Below are 21007 nucleotides of genomic sequence, written 5' to 3'. Positions count from 1 at the left end.
CAAAGTTAAAGCTTTCTATATTATTTAAGACATAATATTATGTTAATTCTTCTGATATTCGTCATAAAAAATGCCGCTATGAATATCATAACGGCACTTATTGCTTTATATTATTATATTTTAGCTTACCAGGATATCTCCGTTCATTACTTCCGGTATTTCTACCCCCATTACTTTTAGAATTGTAGGCGCTACATCTCCTAATTTTCCTGGTTTAAGATTCCAGGTGTTGTCTTTATCCATCACAATGAAAGGTACCAGGTTGGTAGAGTGCTGTGTATTCGGCGATCCATCCGCATTGATCATCACGTCGGAGTTTCCGTGGTCTGCCAGGATAAAAACGGCATATCCATGTTCGTAAGCTGTAGTTGCTACTTTTTCAATACATTTATCTACGGTTTCCGCTGCTTTTACTGCTGCTTCGAAAACCCCTGTGTGGCCCACCATATCGGTATTGGCAAAATTCAGACATACAAAATCCGCCGTTTCATGTTCCAGTTCCGGTACAATGGCATTGGTAATGTCATAAGCTGACATTTCAGGCTTCAGATCGTAGGTTGGAACATCTTTCGGGCTCGGGCAAAGCAGTCTTTTTTCTCCGTTAAAAGGCTCTTCTCTTCCCCCGGAAAAGAAAAAGGTTACGTGAGGATATTTTTCCGTTTCTGCAATTCTGATCTGCGTCTTATGGTTTCTTTCCAGGATTTCTCCCATCGTTTCATGCAAAACTTCTTCATCAAAAACCACATGGACATTCTGGAACGTTTTATCGTAATTAGTTAAGGTGACATAGTACAACGGCAGTTTTCTCATAAAATATTCCGGGTTGTCGTGCTGGGTAAGCACCTCGGTAATTTCACGGCCACGGTCTGTACGGAAATTGAAGCAAATCACCACATCATGATCATTGATTTTAGCCACCGGTACAACATTTCCTATGGCAGTGGAATCGATCATGATAATCGGTTTCATGAATTCATCGGTAATATTCTCATCATACGACTTTTGAATTTCCAAAAGGGCATTTGTTGTCTGCGCTCCTACACCTTCTACCATCGCGTCGTAGGCAATTTTTACACGCTCCCATCTTTTGTCACGATCCATCGCATAATATCTTCCGACTACCGTCGCCAGTTTTCCGACGGTTTTTTCCATATGGTCCTGAAGATCTTCGATAAATCCTTTTCCCGAGTGCGGATCACAATCGCGCCCATCCGTAAAAGCATGTACAAAAACATTTTCGTGTAGCCCGGATTCATGGGCAGCCGTTAAGAGGCCTTTTAAATGGTTGATATGTGAATGTACTCCTCCATCGGAAACCAAGCCGATGAAATGTACTTTTTTATTTTCTTTTTTAGCATAATCAAAAGCATCCTGAATGGTCTTCTGCTGTCCTAAGGAACCGTTTTCTACTGCCATATTCAGCTTTACGAGGTTCTGGTACACTACTCTTCCCGCTCCCAGGTTCATATGCCCTACTTCGGAATTCCCCATCTGTCCGGCAGGCAGGCCTACCGCAAGTCCGCTGGCTTCAAGTGTGGTATGTGGAAAATTTTTAAGACAGCTATCGATAAAAGGTGTGTTTGCCTTATCCAGTGCTGAAACGTCAGGATTTGTTCCCAGTCCCCATCCGTCAAGGATCGCTAATATTGCTTTTTTTGACATTTTGTATAAACTTTTGTACTACAAATTTATTTATTTTGAAATAAACCGAAGAACCTACGGACTTAAAATTTATTTAAAATTACTTTATCAGCCGGTGATTGCTTCTATTTTGCGGATGTTTCTCCGCTTTTCCTGCTAGAATTATTTAACATCGATACGAAAAGAAAAAGGATAAATGAAAATTCCACTTATCCTTTTAATCCTATATAACAGAAAGATGTATTATCCTCCGTAATTGTTCAGATAATCTTCCTGAGATGCCTTGATTACCGTTTTTGCATGTTCGGCACCATATACTTCCTGAATTCTGCATTTTGCAGGCTCATCCGGTAAGTTTTTGTATGTCAGGAAGTAGTGCATTAATCGTTTCACTTCTGCTTCAGGAAGTTCAGCAATATCTCTGAAATGTCCGAAAGCGTGGTCACCGATCATTACTGCAACAATTTTATCGTCTGCTTCTCCTCCGTCGATCATTTTAAAGCCACCGATTGGAATAGCCTCCATCAAAAGACCACCGGCGTGGATGTTGTGAGAACTCAATACACAGATATCAAGCGGATCATGGTCTCCCATAGTAACATCTGTCGCTCCTCTTTCAACAGCAAGGTTCATGACCGCAGTATCGCAATACGTTCTAGGGACAAATCCGTAAAGAGCCGGAATAATATTAGAGAATTTCTGAGGACGGTCTACCTTCAAAAATCCTGTTTCTTTATCTACTTCGTATTTAATAGTGTCTGAAGGAACGATCTCCACGAAAACGTTTACAACATTCGGCGCATCTTCTCCTGCAGAAATTCCGTGCCATGGATGTGCTTTAAAATTTGGAATCATTTATTTAAATTTTTTATTTTTTAGTTAAGCTATTATTAAAATCTCTTTTCTTAAATCTTCGATTGTCATGGAAATGTAATCTTCTCCTTCCATGTAATTCATCAGAAGAATGGTTTTGAATTCATCAAGAGTGATGTTTCCATTACTTTCCTGGTACGTTTTGTGAAGCAGCGCGATCACTGCATTCTTTGAATCGACAATGTTTTGCCACGAATTTTTAGTGATATAAAGCTGTTGGGAAGCATTATAATCGAATTCTTCATTGATTGCCTTTTCAGTAAGGAAAATAAATTCGTGGGCGGCCAAACCTTTATCGAATCGCTGGATCAGGTTGGAAGGTTTTAGTCTTTCCATAAATAAGGTCATCCTTTCGTAAGACTGTGTTTTATTCTCTGAATTCGATTTTACGGAAAGCAGCCTGATTTCCTGCTCTTTAAGTTTAATGTAAGTGAATACAAATTGTCGTAGCAATACCAAAAAAGGAATTGCAATGATCAATGCAAAAGCATAGGGTAAATATCCTGAAAAACTAGTCATAATTTGAGGTAGCAAAATTAGTAATTATTTGCATATTTCTACATCATTTTTCAGAATTTAAATACCGCAAATTTTACACTGATAATAAATGCTCTAAGACATTGAATACTATGATGAATGCAATCTTTTTTTGTAGCGAAATAATTACAATTCAAAAAGTGCCGGGCGCTGAGTGACTTCATGATAGCACACGCTGTTTTCATCGAAATAATGGTAAACCAGACTTTTTCTTGTCCTTGATTTATCTAAATGCGGTTCACCACCGTGCAGAATATTGGCATGCCAGATCAGAAGATCTCCTTTTTTTGCTCTGAAAATTTCTTTTTTTAAACCCAATTCCCTTACTTTTCCTTCGAGAAATTCTTCATAGGCTTTATAACTCTTTTTACCAATCCTGAAAGCATCGCCTTCATTATCGTATTCAGAGTTAAGAAAATAAGGTAATTTATGGCTTCCAGGAATATAGTGGAGGGCTCCGTTATTTTCATCAACATCTTCTAAAGCTATCCAAACTCCAAGAAGTCCACCCAACGGATAAGTCGTCATGTGAATGCTATCAGAATGGGTTTTCTGCTGGCTTCCATTAATGAAATTAATACTTTGAAAAAGCTTTGCCTGGCCGTCTATTAATATAGAAAGAAAATCCAGCAGATCTTTGTTGTCACCAATATTTCTAATGATTTCCGAATGATGAATGGCGAACATCAATTTACCGCCATAACGAAATTTAATCGTACCGTCAGTCATCAATTTATGGATCTCATCATTGATTTTATCGGTTGTTTCATCGGTAAGATAATTTCGTAAGATCAAATATCCCAGATCGTCAAAATTTTCCGCACTGTGTTGATTTTCCTCTGAAAGATTTTTATAGAAATTGGTCTCTTTCAACCTATCATAATCCACTTTTCGCTCAGTTGTGGGAAGATGTTCAAAATCTTTACTGGAAATGCTTGAGAAATAACTTTTAGGAATTCCATATTTTTTATATAAAGGAATATTGTGCTTAAGCTTTTTTTTATTGAAAAAGTTGTAGACGATATAAGGAAGCTTATAATTTCGGATCTGTTTAAACATGGATTACTTCAAAAATACAGGATAAATTTACGAATAATATTTAGAACAGATCTAAATAATTAATCTTGTCAGGAAAATCTCTTCAGAAATTTGTTTTCGATAAAACAATACTCACGAAGCTCTGCACCGAAACTCTTAAAAAAGACTTCTATTCCCCTGATATTGCTGCCCATGAAGTTGAAGGATCTCCTGTCGATGTACTGCTGAAGAATTTTATCAATAAGAAATGAAGATCCGTTTTCTTGTTTGTACTGCTCGTTATTTATCAGGCTTAAAAGAGAAAGCTGTTTTTCATCGATGATTACTAATGCCAAATTAATCAGTACGTCATCTGAGAAAGCCCCGCAAAGCTTCAGGTAACCCTCCTTCTCAAGAAAAGTAATATACATTTTTAAGCGCTGCCATTCTACTTCTTTTACCAAACCTTTAAAATTATTCTTGATGAATTCCAGTGATTCTGTATTAAAAATAACTTCTTTGTAATTAAGGTGCTGTGCTATTTTAACAGTGGATTTCCGGCCTTTAAAATATTTTTTTCTTCTCAGCAATGGATAATCCGAAACAGGAATGATGTAATTTTTCCGTTTTTCCAGGCTCTCTTCAAATTTATTACAGTCATTGAATGAATATAGAAAAACTTTATATTTTTTTCTGAGAAATTTCAGAAATGCGGTATTGATTTTTGGATCGTCAGTGTTCGAAAAAATTCCCAGCTGTTGACAAAAAAGAGGCATATGAACAAAATTAATTCCCATTTTTTTCTTTAGATGAATGGGCATTACCGCCTCGTAATCCTTGTACACTAAAATATGCCAGTTCCCGGAAAGCTGGTCCAATACTTCTTTTCGGGCATACCAGTTTTTCTGTACCGAACTCTCAAGGCATGCAGTATACTTTTTAAAATCAATTTCATGGTACTTCAATCTTCTAATCATAACAATCCGTCGTCTGAGAAACTAAAATAGGAGTTTTGGGTGATAATCAGGTGATCAAGCAGCTGAATATTCAGTATTTTTCCGGCTTCTTTGATCTTTTGGGTAATATCGATGTCTTCATTGCTTGGCTTTAAATTGCCCGAGGGATGGTTATGGGCTACGATAATTCCTGTTGAAAAATGATCCAAAGCCGTTTTAAATAGAACCCTCACATCTACAATCGACTGATTGATTCCACCCTGAGTCAGCTGCGCAAAATGGAGCACCCGGTTATTTTGGTTGAGAAATATGGCCCAGAATTCTTCCGTTCGGATATCTGATAAATATTTTTTAAGAATCTGGTATCCGTCATTGCTGCACGTGATCGATGACTTTTCGGGGATTTCCTGTGCTGCTCTCCGTCTGCCGATTTCAAGGGCAGTAGCAACTGCAATGGCTTTTACTTCTCCTACTCCCTTAAATTTCATAAGGTCTTTTATGGAAAGGAGACTGAGCTGATGCCAGCTTTGGTTTACCGAATTCAGGATTTTCCGCGCCAGTTCGATGGCGGTTTCTTCCCGGCTGCCACTTCTTAAAATGATGGCCAGCAATTCGGAATCCGAGAGGGAATTTATCCCTTTCAGTAAAAATTTTTCCCGGGGTCTGTCGTCTTCAGCTAAAAATTTAATAGCCATGCGTAAATAAAGAATTAAATTTAGAATAACGGTTTAATAAAATGCATACAGGATTATGTTTTTTGGTGAACGGTCTATATATTTTGCCGTTTCCTTAAACGCATTCTTGGAAAGCATAGGACATCCAAAACTCAGGCACGCAGGCTGAATAGATTCTTTATCGGGAACACAATAGTACGAATGAAGGACAATAGCTCTTGATCTGGCATTGCTGTTGGTTGCATCCAAACCATTCAACCGGTAAGCTTTTCCGAATTTTCCGGTATAGCTTTCCTTAATTTCATATTTTCCTAAAGATGACTGATGGGAACCGTCTCTATTACTGAATTGCAGTGCTGATGAATTTTTGACAACAGAACCGTCACCGTGGGCTACAATAGCTTTTTGGAGTATTTTATTGTTTTTGAGATCGTACAAAAAATACTTGTACTTACCGGAATGAATCCTGAAATTGATAAACACCGCCAGGTCCTGGTTATAATTTTTTCCCTTAATAAAATTTTTAATTTCTGAAATTTTCGATGCTGGCAAAGCATGGGCGGAATCTGAAGCATAGGATTCAGATCTTGAACTCGTCATAAAAAATAAAAGAAAAAATAGAAAGGGTTTCATCATTTGTGTTGTGTTTATTCGATAATAAGTCCGTCTTTCATCACTAATTTCCGGTCTGTAATTTCTGCAAGATTGGGGTTATGCGTCACGATCACGAAAGTCTGGTTATACTTGTCCCTGAGATCGAAGAAAAGCCGGTGAAGATCGTCTGCGTTTTTGGAATCCAGGTTTCCGGTCGGCTCATCAGCAAAAATAATCTTAGGAGAATTGATTAAAGCCCTGGCTACAGCAACCCGCTGTGCTTCTCCTCCTGACAGCTGATTCGGTTTATGATGCAGTCTTTGTTCAATCTTCAAATCCTCGAACAGTGCATAAGCTTTTTCAACCGCTTCTTTTTCATTTGCTCCTGCAATTTTAGTCGGCAGGAGTACATTTTCCAGCGCGGTAAATTCCGGAAGAAGCTGGTGAAACTGAAATACGAAACCGATGTTCTGGTTTCTGAATTTAGAAAGCTGTTTATCATTCATATTGATAAAAGATTCTCCCGCAATTGAAATCTCCGTATCGAACTTACCGGAAGTCGTCGGCTGATCCAACGTTCCCAGGATTTGCAGAAGCGTGGATTTTCCTGCTCCGGATTCTCCGACAATGGATACCACTTCGCCCGTTTTGATATGGATATCGACTCCTTTCAGTACTTCTAAATTCCCATAAAACTTATGGATATTTCTTGCTTTAATCATGATTCAAAAATAGTGAATTGATTTAAATCTCAAAAGCAATAAGCAGGTATTTCTTGCGCTTATATTTTGCTTAGGCGAGAAGTTTTCTCGATCCTGTTGGCAAGCCAGCTTACGTAAAACAGCTGAAAACTGTGATAGATCATCACCGGAAGCAGGAATAATACTTTCTGATCTTCCGGAATCCCCAATACCATCACGAAAAGACTCCCATGAACCAGTGATTTTTTTGATCCGCAAAAAGTAGCGGTGATTGTATCTTCTCTCTTGAAATTTAATTTTCCGCAAATTCTTTTCAGGATTTCATAAACGGAGAAAAACATCGTTATCACACTTAAAGCAATGATAATAAATACCACAGGCGGAACCGATGCAAATACATTTTGGGTAAAAGCTTCAGAAAAACTTTCGTACACGATCAGCAGAATGATCAGCTTATCAAATTCTGCGATGATCCTGCTATATTTTGTGATGATCTTTTTGAAAAGAGGATTTAGCAACAAACCTAAAATAATAGGAAGCAGCACTTTAAGCAACAGTTGCTGAATAATCTCAGAATTATTGATATTTCCCTGGTCCGGCTGGATAAACAGGCTCATCAGCAGCGGCGTCATTACAATACCAATGATGCCGGAGATCGAAGCATTAAAAATAGCGGAAGTAACGTTTCCCTTGGCAATAGAAACCATCACTACCGAAGAAGATACCGTGGAAGGAAGGCTGGCCAGGAAAAATATAGAAAGCCAGGTTACAAAATAGGCCGAATCTTTTACAACCCCGTAAAAAGGAATAACCAGCAGTGGGAAGAGCACAAATGTTCCCAATTGTACAAGAAGATGAAGCTTCCAGTTGGAAATGTCTTTTACAATTTCTTTAATATTCAGCTTTAATCCGTACAGCAAAAAAATCGCAGCAATTCCCCAGTCGATAAATGCAGAAAGGTTAAAATAATGATTGTATTCGTTCCGGAACGGTATTGCTTTACCGGCAATAACCATGATAATCAGCAACAGCAGAAAGATATTCTGCTTATCCATTTTTAGTTTTCCAATCTTCATTATTTAAAGTTAAGAAGGATTTGACGATTTTCTGGTATGATGCCGCCAAAAAAAGCTAAAACAATAGTAAAACAAAAAAGTTTACCGGAAATCCGGTAAACTTTTTTTATTTGTTAAAACATAAATTAGAAATTACAGTAACAGAGTTAACGGGCTTTCCAAATAAGTTTTTAAAGTCTGTAAGAACTGAGCACCTGTAGCACCGTCCACTACCCTGTGATCACAAGCCAATGAAAGCTTCATGATGTTTCCTACCACGATCTGTCCGTTTTTCACAACAGGCTTCTCGATGATGGCTCCTACTGAAAGGATGGCAGCGTTCGGCTGGTTGATAATGCTGGTAAAGGTTTCGATCCCGAACATTCCCAGGTTGGAAATAGAGAAGGTAGATCCTTCCATTTCGTTTGCTTTAAGAGCTTTGTTTTTCGCTCTTCCGGCCATATCTTTTACTGCTGCAGAAATCTGGGTGTAGTTCATCTGGTCGGTATTCTTAAGAACAGGAACCACCAATCCGTCAGGAATAGCTACAGCCACACCGATGTTGATATTCCCTCTGTGGATGATCTTGTCGCCAGCCCAGCTTGAATTCACCTGCGGATGTTTTCTTAATGCAACAGCCGTGGCCTTGATGATCATATCGTTGAAAGAAATTTTGGTGTCTGGCAACGAGTTGATTTCTTTTCTCGCCTCAATAGCTTTATCCATATTGATCTCTACCATTAAATAGTAGTGAGGCGCAGAGAATTTGCTTTCGGAAAGACGTTTGGCAATCACATTTCTTACCTGTGAATTCTGAGTTTCCGTATCTTCACCCTGTACGAAGCTTAAGGCAACCTGAGCCGCTGCAGGACTTGCTGCCGGAGCAGAAGCTGCTGGCTTCGCAGCCGAAGGCTGGTAATTTTCGATATCTTTTTTAACGATTCTTCCGTTTTCTCCTGAACCCTGGATGCTGTTGATGTCTACTCCTTTGTCTTGCGCCATCTTCTTAGCCAGCGGAGAGATTGCCACCCGGTCTGTAGAGGAAGCATCGGCAGCAGGTGCTGCTTTTTCTTCTTCTTTTTTATGTTCTGCTTTTTGTTCGGTCTGCTTTTCTGAAGACGAACCGGCTGCTTTCGGAGCACCTACGGCAGAAACATCTGTTCCTTCAGGTCCGATAATCGCCAACACAGAATCCACAGGAGCAGCACCACCTTCTTCAACACCTTGCTTCAGCAATACCCCGTTAAATTCGGATTCGAAATCCTGAACCGCTTTGTCGGTTTCAATTTCTGCAAGAAGATCACCTTCTTTTACGGTATCTCCTACATTCTTGTGCCACTTCGCCACTTTTCCTTCCGTCATCGTGTCGGAAAGTCTTGGCATGGTAATTACTTCCACTCCTGCAGGAACTTCAGTATCGGCCTGTTCTATGCTTGTTGCGTTATTTTCGGTTTTATGGTCTTCTTCAGATTTTTTTTCTTCAGAATCATTGGATGCAGGAGCTTCACCGCCGGTTAATCCGGAGATATCTTCGCCTTCGTTCCCGATAATGGACAGTACAGAATCTACTGCGGCGGCACCGCCTTCTTCTACTCCTACGTATAGAAGGGTTCCTTCTACTTCAGATTCGAAATCCTGAACAGCTTTATCGGTTTCAATTTCAGCTAAAATATCACCTTCCTTTACTTTATCTCCTACTTTTTTATGCCATTTAGCCACTTTCCCTTCCGTCATTGTATCGGAAAGACGTGGCATTGTAATTACTTCTGCCATAATTTATTTTAATTTGAAAATTTGGTAATTTGTTAATTTGAAAATTAAAAAAGGATGTGTATATCTCATTCTCAAATTTTCAGATTCCCAAATTGACTCATTATTTTTTAGTTTTCTAATTTGTCTAAGAATGGATAATCTTCCTGAGCGTACACATACTCATAGATTTTCTCAGGATCAGGATATGGAGAATTTTCCATGAACTCGATGCACTCTTCCACGAAATCTCTCGATTTGTTATCCATCGCTTCCAACTCCTCTTCAGTAGCCCAGCTGTTCGCCAGAATTCTCTGTTTTATCAGCTCGATCGGGTCATCATTTTTATGAATGGCAACTTCCTCCTTAGATCTGTACGGCTCGGCATCAGACATCGAGTGTCCTCTGAAACGGTACGTTCTGGCTTCAATGAAAGTAGGCCCGTCTCCTCTTCTTGCTCTTTCGATAGCTTCATAAGCAGCTTCAGCCACTTTTTCAGGATCCATCGCATCTACGGCAAGGCAAGGCATTTCGTATCCTAGTCCTAATTTATAAATATCTTCGTGGTTGGCTGTTCTTTTTACAGAAGTTCCCATTGCATACTGGTTGTTTTCTACAACGAAAATTACCGGAAGCTTCCAGTTCATCGCCATGTTAAACGTTTCATGTAATGAACCCTGTCTTGCGGCACCGTCCCCGAAGAAGCAGATATTTACTGCTTTTCTGTCGAAATATTGATCTGCAAAGGCAATCCCGGCACCTAAAGGAATCTGTCCCCCAACAATACCGTGACCTCCGTAAAAACGGTGCTCCTTGCTGAAAATGTGCATAGATCCACCCATACCTCCTGACGTACCTGTAGCTTTGCCACAAAGTTCGGCCATGATTCTTTTTGGATCTACTCCCATTGCCATCGGATGGATGTGGCATCTGTAAGCGGTGATCATACTATCTTTGGTTAAATCCATTGCATGGGTAAATCCAGCAGGAATAGCTTCCTGACCGTTGTACAAATGTAAAAAACCTCTGATTTTTTGTTTTAGATATAGAGAACGGCATTTGTCTTCAAACCTTCTCCACATTGTCATATCTTCATACCACTTCAGGTATACCTCTTTAGAAAATTCTTTCATGTGTGAGCCTTTGCTTAATTATAATGAAATAGTTGAGCAAAATTATAAAAAAAACTTTGTTTTTATTGTATACCTAGCCATTGTTTTTTTAGTTATAATATTATATTTACATCGTTAAACTTAAATATGGAAGAAAAACAGTCTTCATTACTACACAAAACCTCGAGAATCATCTCCGATTTTTTTAATCCGTTACTTTCTTTATTCCTGTTTTTCATTTATATGAGCTTTCTGAAATACTCGCTGAAAAGCTCGATCATGTACTTTCTTCCGATATTGCTGATCATTATTCTTCCGATCATGACCTGGCTGGTATGGAACGTAAAAACCGGAAGGTATACAAATATGGATGTCTCCAACAGGGTGCAGCGGAAAAGCCTCTATGTTTTTATTGCCACCTGCGTGGTGTTCTATATTGCTTTTAATTATTTCAGGAACGGATATGTGGATTTGGTGATGCTTTTTATTCTAATCCTGCTGTTTGCCCTACAGATCAGTAATTTCTACATCAAAAGCTCTATGCATACGGCTTTCAATATATTTGTAGCGGCTTTATTCTTTGCGCTGAACCCGACAATGGGATTGGTCTGGCTGGGTATAGCCATCCTGGTAGGTATTACGCGGATTATTCTGAAGCGGCATACCCCAAAGGAGGTATTCATGGGGGCCGGAATTGCTTTTATGGTATCTTTTCTTTACCTTTATTGCAATATTCAGTTTCAACATTAAGCATTCACTATGAAAATCAACCACCTTACTTCTGCGGAAGAAAACTTAATGAGGCTGTTCTGGAAATTGGAATCCTTTTACCTAAAGGATGTTATGGAACAGCACCCCGAGCCGAAACCGCACCAGAATACCGTTTCTACTTATCTGAAAATACTCGTTGAAAAAGGATATCTCGCGACCGAAAAAGAAGGAAGAATCTTTAAATATAGCGTGGTTCTGCCAATGGAAGAATACCGGAAATTTCTCTTAAAAGAGCTGACGCATCATTTTTTTCATGATTCGGGAAAGGAAATCGTAAGCTTTCTGCTGCACGAAAAAATCATTTCCCAGGAAGATTTGAAGGAATTCAACCCGGTAATCGAAATCAAGCCTTTAAAAGTTATCGAAGAGTTTGAATATGCCAATGAAATCCTGAATCCCAAAAAGGATAAAAAGAAAAGCAAGGATAAGAAAAAGAAGAAAAAGAAAGAAAAGGAATAAAAAAACCTTTCAATAAATATACAAAAGGCTGCCTCGATGTGAAGCAGCCTTATAATTTGATCTGAATCAGATAATTAGTCTTTAATGATTTTAAATGACTGATCTTTGCCTTCAGATTTTACTCTCAACAGATACACTCCTTTGCTAAGATCAGATATATTTACCTTTGTGGCATCTTTGTCAATTGTTTTGATAAGTTGTCCTGTCAGTGAGAAAATTTCAATGCTGTTGAGTTTCTTCTCAGAATTGATGTTCAGAACATCTTTTACAGGATTTGGATATACTTTTACATCTGCATTATTTCTGGTTACATCATTTACCGCCAGAGAAGATGCATCTACAACAGAAACATTATCTACATCGATACCTCTTGCCCAGTTTGAAGTTCCCTCAAAAGCAATGGTGTAATTTGCAGACTTGTTCGGAAGCGGTATACTTACATCAAGCCACGCTGCATTTTCAGTTGTATATGAGCTTCCTATCTGCGTCCAGGCATCAGAAGGATTTGCTTTGTAGTAAATTCTCAGTTCATCTACATCACCAAACCAGTTTACATTGGCAAGGCTGAATCTAAGCTGAGGCGTTGTAAGTGCGGAAATATTTAAAGGAGGTAATAATAATTTAGCTTTATTTCCTGCCGTTGACGTTCTGAATTCTGCCATTCTCGGAGCTGACTTAGGCGTTACTGAACTGTTTCCATTTTCGGTAACATAGGCCCAGGTAGAAGTACCGCCTCCCGTAACAGCTTCATTGGACCAGCATGAAGGAATTGTTGCCGTGTCAAAATTTTGAATATAAGGGAATGATGAAACCGGAGTACAGGTTGTTGTAAAAGATTTTACAGCAGTCCACGAACTGAAACCATTGGTGCCGCAATTGGACCGCACATAAAACTGATATCCTGTAGCAGCTGTAAGATTAGGAATTGTAGCAGACGTAGTTGATGAAGTAATAACGGTACCGGTTCCCGGAGTAAATCCTGTAGGACCATATTCGATCTGATAAGTTGCTCCTGCAGTAGGAGAAGCAGTCCAGCCTACATTTGCAGAATTTGACAATACTGAATTTACCGTAACTCCTGAAGGAGCAGCACATGCCGGAATAGCACCTACCGAAATATCATCCAAATCAAAATAAAACATATCTGTGGTGGAAGAGTAAAAACCAATATAAATCGTTTGTCCTACATATGAAGTAAGATTATAGGTATACCTGTAAAAATTGGCTCCGCTCGCAGGTGCTACCGAAGCAGCCAAAGTAGTTGTAAAAGCCGAAGCTGTAGGAGTCGTGGTAGAAATTCTCACACTGATGGTTTCCGGATATTGAGGATCACGGCTTCTGGCATAAAAGGAAAGAAAGTCGCTTACGCCGGCAGTAACCGTAATAGCAGGAGTTACCAGATAATCATCGTGAGCTGAAGAGCCATAACCTATTGAGGCTGTATTTGAACCACTGTAAGCGGTAATGTTTCCTCCGGTATAATTTACAATAGACCAGGTATTGGTATCTCCTCCGTTTAAAACTGTCCAACCAGCCGGAATTGTTGTTCCAGCATCAAAATTCTGGGTGAATTGCGCATTGGCAATAAATGGCATGGCGAATAATGCCAAAAGTAATTTTTTTCTCATAATCATTAATTTAGTTAGGTTAACTTACAAATATTCTGTCAGTTAACCAAATAAAATCACAAAAATTTGAAAAAACACATTATCCTTAGATTTTTAAAAATCTAATTACAATATGATAATAAAAAAAAGCGGCTCCGAAGAGCCGCCCATATTTTTTACCAACGTTTTCCACCGCCGTTTCCGCCACGATCTCCACCGCCGTAGCCTCCGCCACCGCTTCTGTTTCCACCGCCGTAGCCACCGCCACCGCTTCTGTTTCCGCCACCGTAGCCACCGCCACCGCTTCTGCTACCTCCAGCGTTGTTACCGAAAGTTCTTCTTGGCTTTTCTTCTCTTGGCTTAGCTTCTGAAACATTAAGGGTTTTTCCGTTGAAATCCTTCTGATTAAGAGCCTCAATAGCTTGTTGTCCTTCTGCGTCCTCCATTTCGACAAATCCGAAACCTCTAGAACGTCCGGTTTCTTTATCTGTAATAATTTTTACAGAAGAAACCTCTCCAAATTCTGAAAATAAATCCTGCAACTCATAATCTTTAGTTGCGTAGTTGATGTTTGAAACAAAAATGTTCATCTTGATTAATAAAATTAAATAAGTTAAAAATGATTTGGTTTATAAAGGAAAAACAACATAAAGAATGAACAAATATTGATTCCAGCTATAATACACCTGCAAGATACGACTATTAATTTCATGACCAAGCTTTTTTCAAAATTATTTTAATAAATTTTTCAATCAAAATATTATTTCGTTAAAAAGTATTAATTCATCATCAAATATTTATGAATAATCACTAAAAATAATAGTATCTTCAAATTTATCAGGCAAAATAACAAAGTCTAAATAGAGATTTTCTTAATTGTTTGACAAAAAGTAATTCCGAATCTTCTGTTATTGCGGATATCAAGAGGGATGCGGTGATAAATGCGATTAAAATCTCTGAGATCGCTCATTCAAATCTGGTGATTGAAAAAATAAATCTCCTTCTTTTTATAACTGAATCCGGATATTTTGATAAAACAGGATTTTAAACTTAAATTTGTATCATAAAATTTCATCTATGAATTATCACACCAGAAAATGGGTAAAACCGGAAGACCTCAACCCTAACCAATCCCTTTTCGGAGGCAGATTGCTGCAATGGATCGATGAAGAAGCAGCCCTATACGCCGTTATTCAGCTTGAGAATAAAAAAGTAGTTACCAAATTCATTTCCGAGATCAATTTCGTAAGCTCGGCAAAACAGGGAGATATTATTGAGATCGGTATTGAAGTTTCGGCCTTCGGTTCCACTTCCATCACCCTTGCGTGCGAAGTAAGGAATAAAATGACGCATCAGACCATTATTACCGTGGACAGGATCGTTATGGTAAACCTCGACGAAAACGGAAATCCGGCCCCTCATGGAAAAACAAAGGTTGAATTTGTAAAAGACAGGTTGAACAACCGGAATTCATCATGAAAATCTTCATCAAAAATATGGTTTGCGCCAGATGCATTTCTGCGGTGCAGGCTATTTTTAATGAATCCGGAATTCCATTGAAATCCATTATGCTGGGTGAAGCAGAAACCGAATCCGAAGTTTCTGAAAAAGAAATGCAGCTTCTGGAACAGCAGCTGGAAGATACCGGCTTTGAAAGAATTAAAGATTCTGCTCGTCAGCAAACCGAGAAAATCAAGAACCTGATTATTGCTCAAATCAGCGGGCTTGATATTGCGGAGGATTTTCTGCTGTCTGAATTTCTAAGCTCTTCATTCCACAAAGATTACAGTGCCCTCTCCAAAACATTTTCACAAAACGAAAATATCACCCTCGAACAGTTTTTTATCCTCCAGAAAATCGAAAAGGTAAAGGAACTGCTTCTCTACAATGAATTTACTTTAACGGAAATTGCCGGAAAACTGGGCTACAAAAGCGTCCAGCACTTATCTTCCCAATTCCGGAACAGCACAGGGTTCACTCCCACCGAATTTAAGAAATTAAAAGTACACAACCGGAAACCGCTGGATCAGGTTTGAGGGTTTTGTGTTTGAGAGTTAGATGGATAAAGGGGTCCGAGGGTTAGAGGGTTGGCGTGTCGGAGAGTCTGAGAGTTGAGGGTATTAGATTTAATAATGAGAAGCTTTTTTCCTAAATTAAATGATTTAAGATACCGAATCTCCTCTCTTTATTGAAACAGTTCATAATTAACGCATGATGACACATTCAGTTACTCAATTACCCTCCCACCCTCTAGCTCTCCAACACTCAAACACTCAAACACTCAAACTCTCCAACCCTCAAACTCTCAAGCCCTCCACCCAATTATCCCAAAAACTCCCAAAGAAGCCAAATTCTATACATATTATCCTTAAATTTATAACAGGCTTCCGGCCGCTTGTCGGAAATTTGTAAAATAAATCGAAGGATCATGCAAAAGAAATATACCATTACCGGAATGAGCTGCTCCGGCTGCCAGAAAAAGATTTCTGAAAAGCTGAACGGCATAGAAGGCATCAAAGCCGATATTAATCTGGAAACCCACACTGCCGCCATTACTTCCGACCACGAATTAGATTTAACCACTTTAAATAAAGCACTTGAAGAGGCAGGAAATTACAGACTCCAGGATTTGGAACATCCTCAAAAGGAATTTGTAAAACCTCAGGACCGCGTTTCGCCGTCTTCGGTATATTACTGTCCGATGGAATGTGAAGGCGATAAAGTGTATTTCCAACAAGGAAAAAGATGCCCGGTCTGTAATATGTACCTGGTTCCTATTGAGGAAAAGCAGTCAAAAGATCCGAATTTCAAACCGGCTTATTCCAAAACCAACCTTCCTGAAAATTTTAAGGATCATATCGGAGAATATTACTGCCCGATGTTCTGCGAAGGAGATAAAGTATACCATGAAAAAGGTGATTGCCCGGTCTGCCACATGCATCTGGAGGAAATAACAGAAGAACTGGTGAACAGTTCCGGAATGCACAGCCATCATCATTCTCACCACCATTCGTCCCATCAGGAAACTCCAAAAGTCACCGATGAAATGGCCGGGAAATATTACTGCCCGATGTATTGTGAAGGGGATAAAGTGTACGACAGCAACGTCGGTTGCCCGGTGTGCGGCATGGATCTGGTAAAGTATCCTGAGAAGAAAACAGCGAAATACACCTGCCCGATGCATCCTGAAATTGTAAGGGACGAACCCGGCGACTGCCCGATCTGTGGAATGGACCTGGTGAGAATACCTGATAAAGATGAAAATGAAGAAGATGAAACCTATACGGTTTTAAAAAAGAAATTCATCATTTCCCTGGTATTTACGGTACCTGTTTTCATTCTTTCCATGGGCGGAATGTTGATTGACTTCCCGTTTTCCCACCAAACCCAGGGCTTTATCGAGCTGGCGCTTTCGCTTCCGGTAATTTTCTATTCCGGATGGTTCCTTTTAAAAAGAGGCTGGGTTTCTTTCAAAACAAGGAATTTAAATATGTTCAGCCTTATTGTGCTTGGAGTTGCAGCAGCATTTATTTTCAGCATTATTGCTTTAATCTTTCCGGATTTGATCCCCCATGAAATCCGTGGGCACAACCATGAAATCCCTCTGTATTTTGAGGCGGTCTGTGTCATCTTGACATTGGTGATCTTAGGTCAGCTGATGGAGGCGGCCGCTCACAAAAAAACAGGAAATGCCATCCGTGAACTGATGAACCTCTCCCCTGACGAAGCCCACCTTATCGTCGGCGGACAGGAGAAAAAAGTGCTGCTTTCGCAGGTAAAAAAAGGCGATCTTCTGCGGGTAAAACCCGGTGAGAAAATCCCGGTGGACGGAAAAATCACGGAAGGAAATTCGGTGGTTGACGAAAGCATGATTACGGGTGAACCGGTTCCGGTTCAGAAAAATGTCAACGATCCGGTAACCTCCGGAACGATTAACGGGAACCAGACTTTCGTTATGAAAGCAGAAAAAGTAGGTGATGAAACCCTGCTGTCCCAGATCATCAAAATGGTAAATGAAGCCAGTCGCAGCAAAGCGCCCATCCAAAAACTGACAGATAAAGTTTCAAAAGTCTTTGTACCAACCGTAATCGGTATTGCTGTTCTTACTTTTATCTTATGGCAGCTTTTCGGTCCGGAAGGCCAGAAAACCTTATTTGCCTTCGTCAATGCTGTTGCAGTTTTAATTGTGGCCTGTCCGTGTGCGCTGGGCCTTGCTACGCCCATGTCTTTGATGGTGGGAATTGGGAAAGGCGCTAAAAACGGGATTTTAATTAAAAATGCCGAAGCCCTGGAACAGATGAATAAGGTAAATGTCCTGATCACCGATAAAACCGGAACATTAACGGAAGGAAAACCTTCTGTAGAGCATATCGAGACATTGAATAACGACCGGGATCAAATTTTAAAATTAGCTTATTCCCTGAATCAGAATTCTGAGCATCCTTTATCTAATGCCGTCATTCAAAAAGCAAAAGAAAAAAATATTTCCGCTGAAAAAGTACAGGACTTTGAAAACATTTCAGGAAAGGGCGTGAAGGGAGAAAGCAATGGAAAAACGATCTATCTCGGAAATGAGAGTCTGCTGACCTCTCACCAGATCCGTATCCCGGAAAACCTTAAAAAGAAAGCCGTAGAGGTACAGTCGAAAGCGCATACGATTTCCTATGTGGCACAGGGGCATGAAGTACTCGGATTTATCAGCTTTACAGATAAAATAAAGGAAAGTTCTAAAAAAGCGGTTCAGCAATTGATGGCTGAAGGCGTTGATGTGATCATGATGACCGGCGATAACGAACATACCGCCAAAGCTGTTGCCGATGAATTGGGAATTAAGCATTTTAAAGCCAACTGCCTGCCGGAAGATAAATTAAATGAGGTGAAAAAATTGCAGCAGCAGGGGAAAATAGTAGCAATGACCGGTGACGGAATCAACGACTCTCCTGCCCTGGCGCAGGCTAACATCGGAATTGCGATGGGAACCGGAACGGATGCCGCTATCGAAAGTGCAGAAATTACTCTTCTCAAAGGAGATATTCTTGGGGTGGCAAAAGCGAAACTGTTGAGTGAGAAACTGCTGAAAAATATCAGAGAAAACCTGTTCTTTGCTTTTATTTATAACGTGCTGGGGGTGCCTGTTGCGGCAGGATTATTGTATCCGTTTTTTGGAATTCTGCTGTCACCGATGATTGCAGCCGCGGCTATGAGCTTCAGTTCTTTATCTGTGATTTTGAATTCTCTGAGACTGAATTCGGTTAATTTAAATATAAAATCTGAGGAGTAGGACAACTCAAATTTTCAAACCACAAAAGACACAAAAGGTTTTGGTATTTATTAAAGTTTAATGTGTATGAAAATAGGAAAACGCAAAGTTTAAAAAATCAAAGATTTTTATGAATGCCATCAGATAAATGCCTTCGATAGAGACTTTTACTTACAGAAATTTCATAATCATCTGTGAAAATCTGTGGGAAATTCAAATCTAAACCGTTAAATATTAAAAATTATGGAAAAGGAAAATCTTTATATCGGCTGTTCGGGTTTTTACAATAACGACTGGAAGGGTTCTTTGTATCCTGAGGATGCCAAAAGCAAAGACTTTCTTACGCTGTATTCCCAAGTGTTCAACTGTGTGGAGATCAATTCTACTTTTTATAGGAAACCTACTGACAAAACCCTGCAGAAATGGACGGATGAAACGCCTGAAAACTTCAGGTTCTTCATTAAGATTCCAAAAACAATTTCTCATGAAAAGCGGCTGGAAAACTGCCGGGAAGAAATTTCTGAATTCTGCGGGCACATTCAGAGTCATTTACAGGAAAAGCTTTCGGGATTTTTATATCAATTTCCGCCGTCTTTTAAAAATACGCCGGAAAATATCGATTTGATTTTAAACAATCTGGATTTCAGTTATACCAATGTTATTGAATTCCGTCATGAATCCTGGTGGCGCGATGAAATCTTTGCGTTGTTAAAAGAAAATCATGTCATTTTTTCAGGTGTCAGCTTTCCCGGGAATCTGCCGGAAGATGTCATTACCGGACATGCTGACATTTTATACTACAGGCTGCATGGAAAACCTGTTCTTTACAAGTCGGAATACGACGAAAATTTTATTAAAAATCTGGCGGAAAAAATTCGGAATTTTCAACATAAATCGTTTATCTTTTTCAATAATACGTGGGGAACGGCTGCTATTAAAAATTCCCTGTATTTAAAGGAATTACTTGAAAAATAACAGCCAAAAAATAAATTGTTAAAATCCTATTAAAAAGTAATTTTCAGAGTGAAACCGGCATATTTTTTGTTAAGGAATATTTAGAAAAATTAACAATTTTTAACAACTAAAATTCCTTTAAACTTTATGACAAAAACTTTTGCAGAAAGGTCTAGAAAAAAGACTTTTCTCGGGATGTTTGCATTGGTGAGTGCAACTTCAATTTTATTTAACAGCTGTAATCAAAAGAAAGACAAGAAAGAATCTGAAAAACTGATTCCCAAAGACCATCCCGTCGCAAAAATTGTCCCCAAACTTGATGATGAAAAAATTCCCGCCGGTAAAAGGGTAATCTATCTTACCTTCGATGACGGCCCCAACCGCGGAACCGAAAACCTCCTTAAAATTTTACACAAAAGAAATGTTTGTGCCACTGCATTTTTAGTTGGCAAGCACGTCTATGGAAGTAAAAAACAACAGCAGGATCTTGAACTGCTGAGAAAAGACCAGCTTATCGAACTGGCCAACCACAGTTTTACGCACGCCCACAACCGGTACAACGATTTCTACAAAAATCCTGCAGCGGTAGTTCATGATTTCGATACGGCGAAAGATAGCTTACGGCTATATGATAAGATCGCAAGAACTCCCGGAAGAAATATCTGGCGGCTGAACAACATTACGGTAACCGATCTTAAAAGCTCAAAAGAAGCAGCAGACCAGCTGAAGCAGGCCGGCTATAAAGTGGTCGGCTGGGATCTGGAGTGGAAACCGACCGATAAAATGGTCCTGAAGGGAAAACACGACGAAATGCTGAAGAAAGTCGACAGTATTTTTTTCAATGATCTTGAAAAGACATCCAGGCACCTGGTTTTCCTGACGCACGATCAATATTTAAATGACAGCGATTCCATCAATGAGCTGGATCTTTTTATTGAAAAGCTCCAGAAGAGCAACCGTTTTGTATTTAGGAAAATCTCGGAGTATCCGAAGATCAATGAGGTGCTGAATTAAATCTTCTTTGGTAGAAATTTAATTACCATCATT

At 39.3% G+C, this 21007-nt stretch carries 20 protein-coding genes; 7 read left to right on the top strand and 13 right to left on the bottom strand.

Going from position 1 to position 21007, the window contains the following annotated elements; translation table 11 throughout:
* Nucleotides 1–120: 120 nt before the first annotated feature.
* The 11 genes from gpmI to pdhA form a co-directional block, all read right to left on the bottom strand.
* Nucleotides 121–1662, bottom strand: coding sequence for a 2,3-bisphosphoglycerate-independent phosphoglycerate mutase (gene gpmI / locus QE422_RS11970; protein ID WP_307458514.1), 1542 nt, complete (start codon nucleotides 1660–1662; stop codon nucleotides 121–123).
* A 222-nt stretch (nucleotides 1663–1884) separates the two neighbouring features.
* Entirely contained in the window at nucleotides 1885–2496 is a 612-nt protein-coding gene (locus QE422_RS11965; protein ID WP_307458512.1) for an inorganic pyrophosphatase, read from the bottom strand.
* Between the two features lie 24 nt (nucleotides 2497–2520).
* Nucleotides 2521–3033: a hypothetical protein gene (locus QE422_RS11960; RefSeq protein WP_307458507.1), complete on the bottom strand. Its 513-nt coding sequence runs from the start codon at nucleotides 3031–3033 to the stop codon at nucleotides 2521–2523.
* Nucleotides 3034–3177: 144 nt separating this feature from the next.
* Nucleotides 3178–4110 carry a phytanoyl-CoA dioxygenase family protein gene (locus QE422_RS11955; protein WP_307458504.1) on the bottom strand — a complete coding sequence of 311 codons (933 nt, stop codon included), beginning with the start codon at nucleotides 4108–4110 and terminating at the stop codon, nucleotides 3178–3180.
* Between the two features lie 68 nt (nucleotides 4111–4178).
* On the bottom strand, nucleotides 4179–5045 hold the full coding sequence (locus QE422_RS11950; RefSeq protein WP_307458501.1) for a hypothetical protein: 867 nt from the start codon (nucleotides 5043–5045) through the stop codon (nucleotides 4179–4181).
* On the bottom strand, nucleotides 5042–5719 hold the full coding sequence (radC, locus tag QE422_RS11945; protein ID WP_307458498.1) for a DNA repair protein RadC: 678 nt from the start codon (nucleotides 5717–5719) through the stop codon (nucleotides 5042–5044). The genes QE422_RS11950 and radC overlap by 4 nt, the downstream gene beginning before the upstream one ends.
* 33 nt (nucleotides 5720–5752) lie before the next feature.
* On the bottom strand, nucleotides 5753–6298 hold the full coding sequence (locus QE422_RS11940) for a murein L,D-transpeptidase catalytic domain-containing protein (RefSeq protein WP_307458496.1): 546 nt from the start codon (nucleotides 6296–6298) through the stop codon (nucleotides 5753–5755).
* A gap of 47 nt (nucleotides 6299–6345) precedes the next feature.
* Nucleotides 6346–7014, bottom strand: coding sequence for an ABC transporter ATP-binding protein (locus tag QE422_RS11935; protein WP_307458494.1), 669 nt, complete (start codon nucleotides 7012–7014; stop codon nucleotides 6346–6348).
* A 59-nt stretch (nucleotides 7015–7073) separates the two neighbouring features.
* Nucleotides 7074–8069 (bottom strand): bile acid:sodium symporter, encoded by a 996-nt coding sequence (locus QE422_RS11930; protein WP_307458492.1) that lies wholly within the window; start codon nucleotides 8067–8069, stop codon nucleotides 7074–7076.
* Nucleotides 8070–8201: 132 nt separating this feature from the next.
* Entirely contained in the window at nucleotides 8202–9821 is a 1620-nt protein-coding gene (locus QE422_RS11925; RefSeq protein ID WP_307458490.1) for a pyruvate dehydrogenase complex dihydrolipoamide acetyltransferase, read from the bottom strand.
* Between the two features lie 107 nt (nucleotides 9822–9928).
* Complete coding sequence (gene pdhA / locus QE422_RS11920) at nucleotides 9929–10930, bottom strand: pyruvate dehydrogenase (acetyl-transferring) E1 component subunit alpha (RefSeq protein WP_307458488.1); 1002 nt, start codon at nucleotides 10928–10930, stop codon at nucleotides 9929–9931.
* A gap of 126 nt (nucleotides 10931–11056) precedes the next feature.
* Here pdhA and QE422_RS11915 point away from each other — a divergent pair, with 126 nt between their 5' ends.
* Both QE422_RS11915 and QE422_RS11910 read left to right on the top strand, forming a co-directional pair.
* Nucleotides 11057–11659, top strand: coding sequence for a phosphatase PAP2 family protein (locus tag QE422_RS11915; RefSeq protein WP_307458485.1), 603 nt, complete (start codon nucleotides 11057–11059; stop codon nucleotides 11657–11659).
* Nucleotides 11660–11668: 9 nt separating this feature from the next.
* The gene (locus QE422_RS11910; protein ID WP_307458484.1) at nucleotides 11669–12139 is read left to right on the top strand and encodes a BlaI/MecI/CopY family transcriptional regulator; all 471 of its coding nucleotides are present in this window, start codon (nucleotides 11669–11671) and stop codon (nucleotides 12137–12139) included.
* A gap of 74 nt (nucleotides 12140–12213) precedes the next feature.
* Here the strand turns inward: QE422_RS11910 and QE422_RS11905 are convergent, their stop codons facing one another.
* Nucleotides 12214–13767, bottom strand: coding sequence for a T9SS-dependent choice-of-anchor J family protein (locus QE422_RS11905; protein WP_307458481.1), 1554 nt, complete (start codon nucleotides 13765–13767; stop codon nucleotides 12214–12216).
* 155 nt (nucleotides 13768–13922) lie between these two features.
* Nucleotides 13923–14336: an RNA-binding protein gene (locus QE422_RS11900; RefSeq protein WP_307458477.1), complete on the bottom strand. Its 414-nt coding sequence runs from the start codon at nucleotides 14334–14336 to the stop codon at nucleotides 13923–13925.
* 487 nt (nucleotides 14337–14823) lie between these two features.
* Here QE422_RS11900 and QE422_RS11895 point away from each other — a divergent pair, with 487 nt between their 5' ends.
* The 5 genes from QE422_RS11895 to QE422_RS11875 all read left to right on the top strand — a co-directional run bounded on the left by QE422_RS11895 (nucleotide 14824) and on the right by QE422_RS11875 (nucleotide 20974).
* A complete protein-coding gene (locus QE422_RS11895; protein ID WP_307458474.1) occupies nucleotides 14824–15225 on the top strand; it encodes an acyl-CoA thioesterase in 402 nt (133 codons plus the stop codon).
* Nucleotides 15222–15782 carry an AraC family transcriptional regulator gene (locus QE422_RS11890; protein WP_307458472.1) on the top strand — a complete coding sequence of 187 codons (561 nt, stop codon included), beginning with the start codon at nucleotides 15222–15224 and terminating at the stop codon, nucleotides 15780–15782. Before QE422_RS11895 ends, QE422_RS11890 begins: the two co-directional genes overlap by 4 nt.
* Nucleotides 15783–16174: 392 nt before the next feature.
* Entirely contained in the window at nucleotides 16175–19027 is a 2853-nt protein-coding gene (locus QE422_RS11885; RefSeq protein ID WP_307458470.1) for a heavy metal translocating P-type ATPase, read from the top strand.
* Between the two features lie 222 nt (nucleotides 19028–19249).
* A complete protein-coding gene (locus QE422_RS11880; protein WP_307458467.1) occupies nucleotides 19250–19981 on the top strand; it encodes a DUF72 domain-containing protein in 732 nt (243 codons plus the stop codon).
* A 126-nt stretch (nucleotides 19982–20107) separates the two neighbouring features.
* Nucleotides 20108–20974, top strand: coding sequence for a polysaccharide deacetylase family protein (locus QE422_RS11875; RefSeq protein WP_307458464.1), 867 nt, complete (start codon nucleotides 20108–20110; stop codon nucleotides 20972–20974).
* Nucleotides 20975–21007: the final 33 nt, after the last annotated feature.

This window comes from Chryseobacterium sp. SORGH_AS_0447 (genome assembly GCF_030818695.1).
GTDB lineage: Bacteria > Bacteroidota > Bacteroidia > Flavobacteriales > Weeksellaceae > Chryseobacterium.
This window is presented reverse-complemented; position numbering and strand designations above follow the sequence as displayed.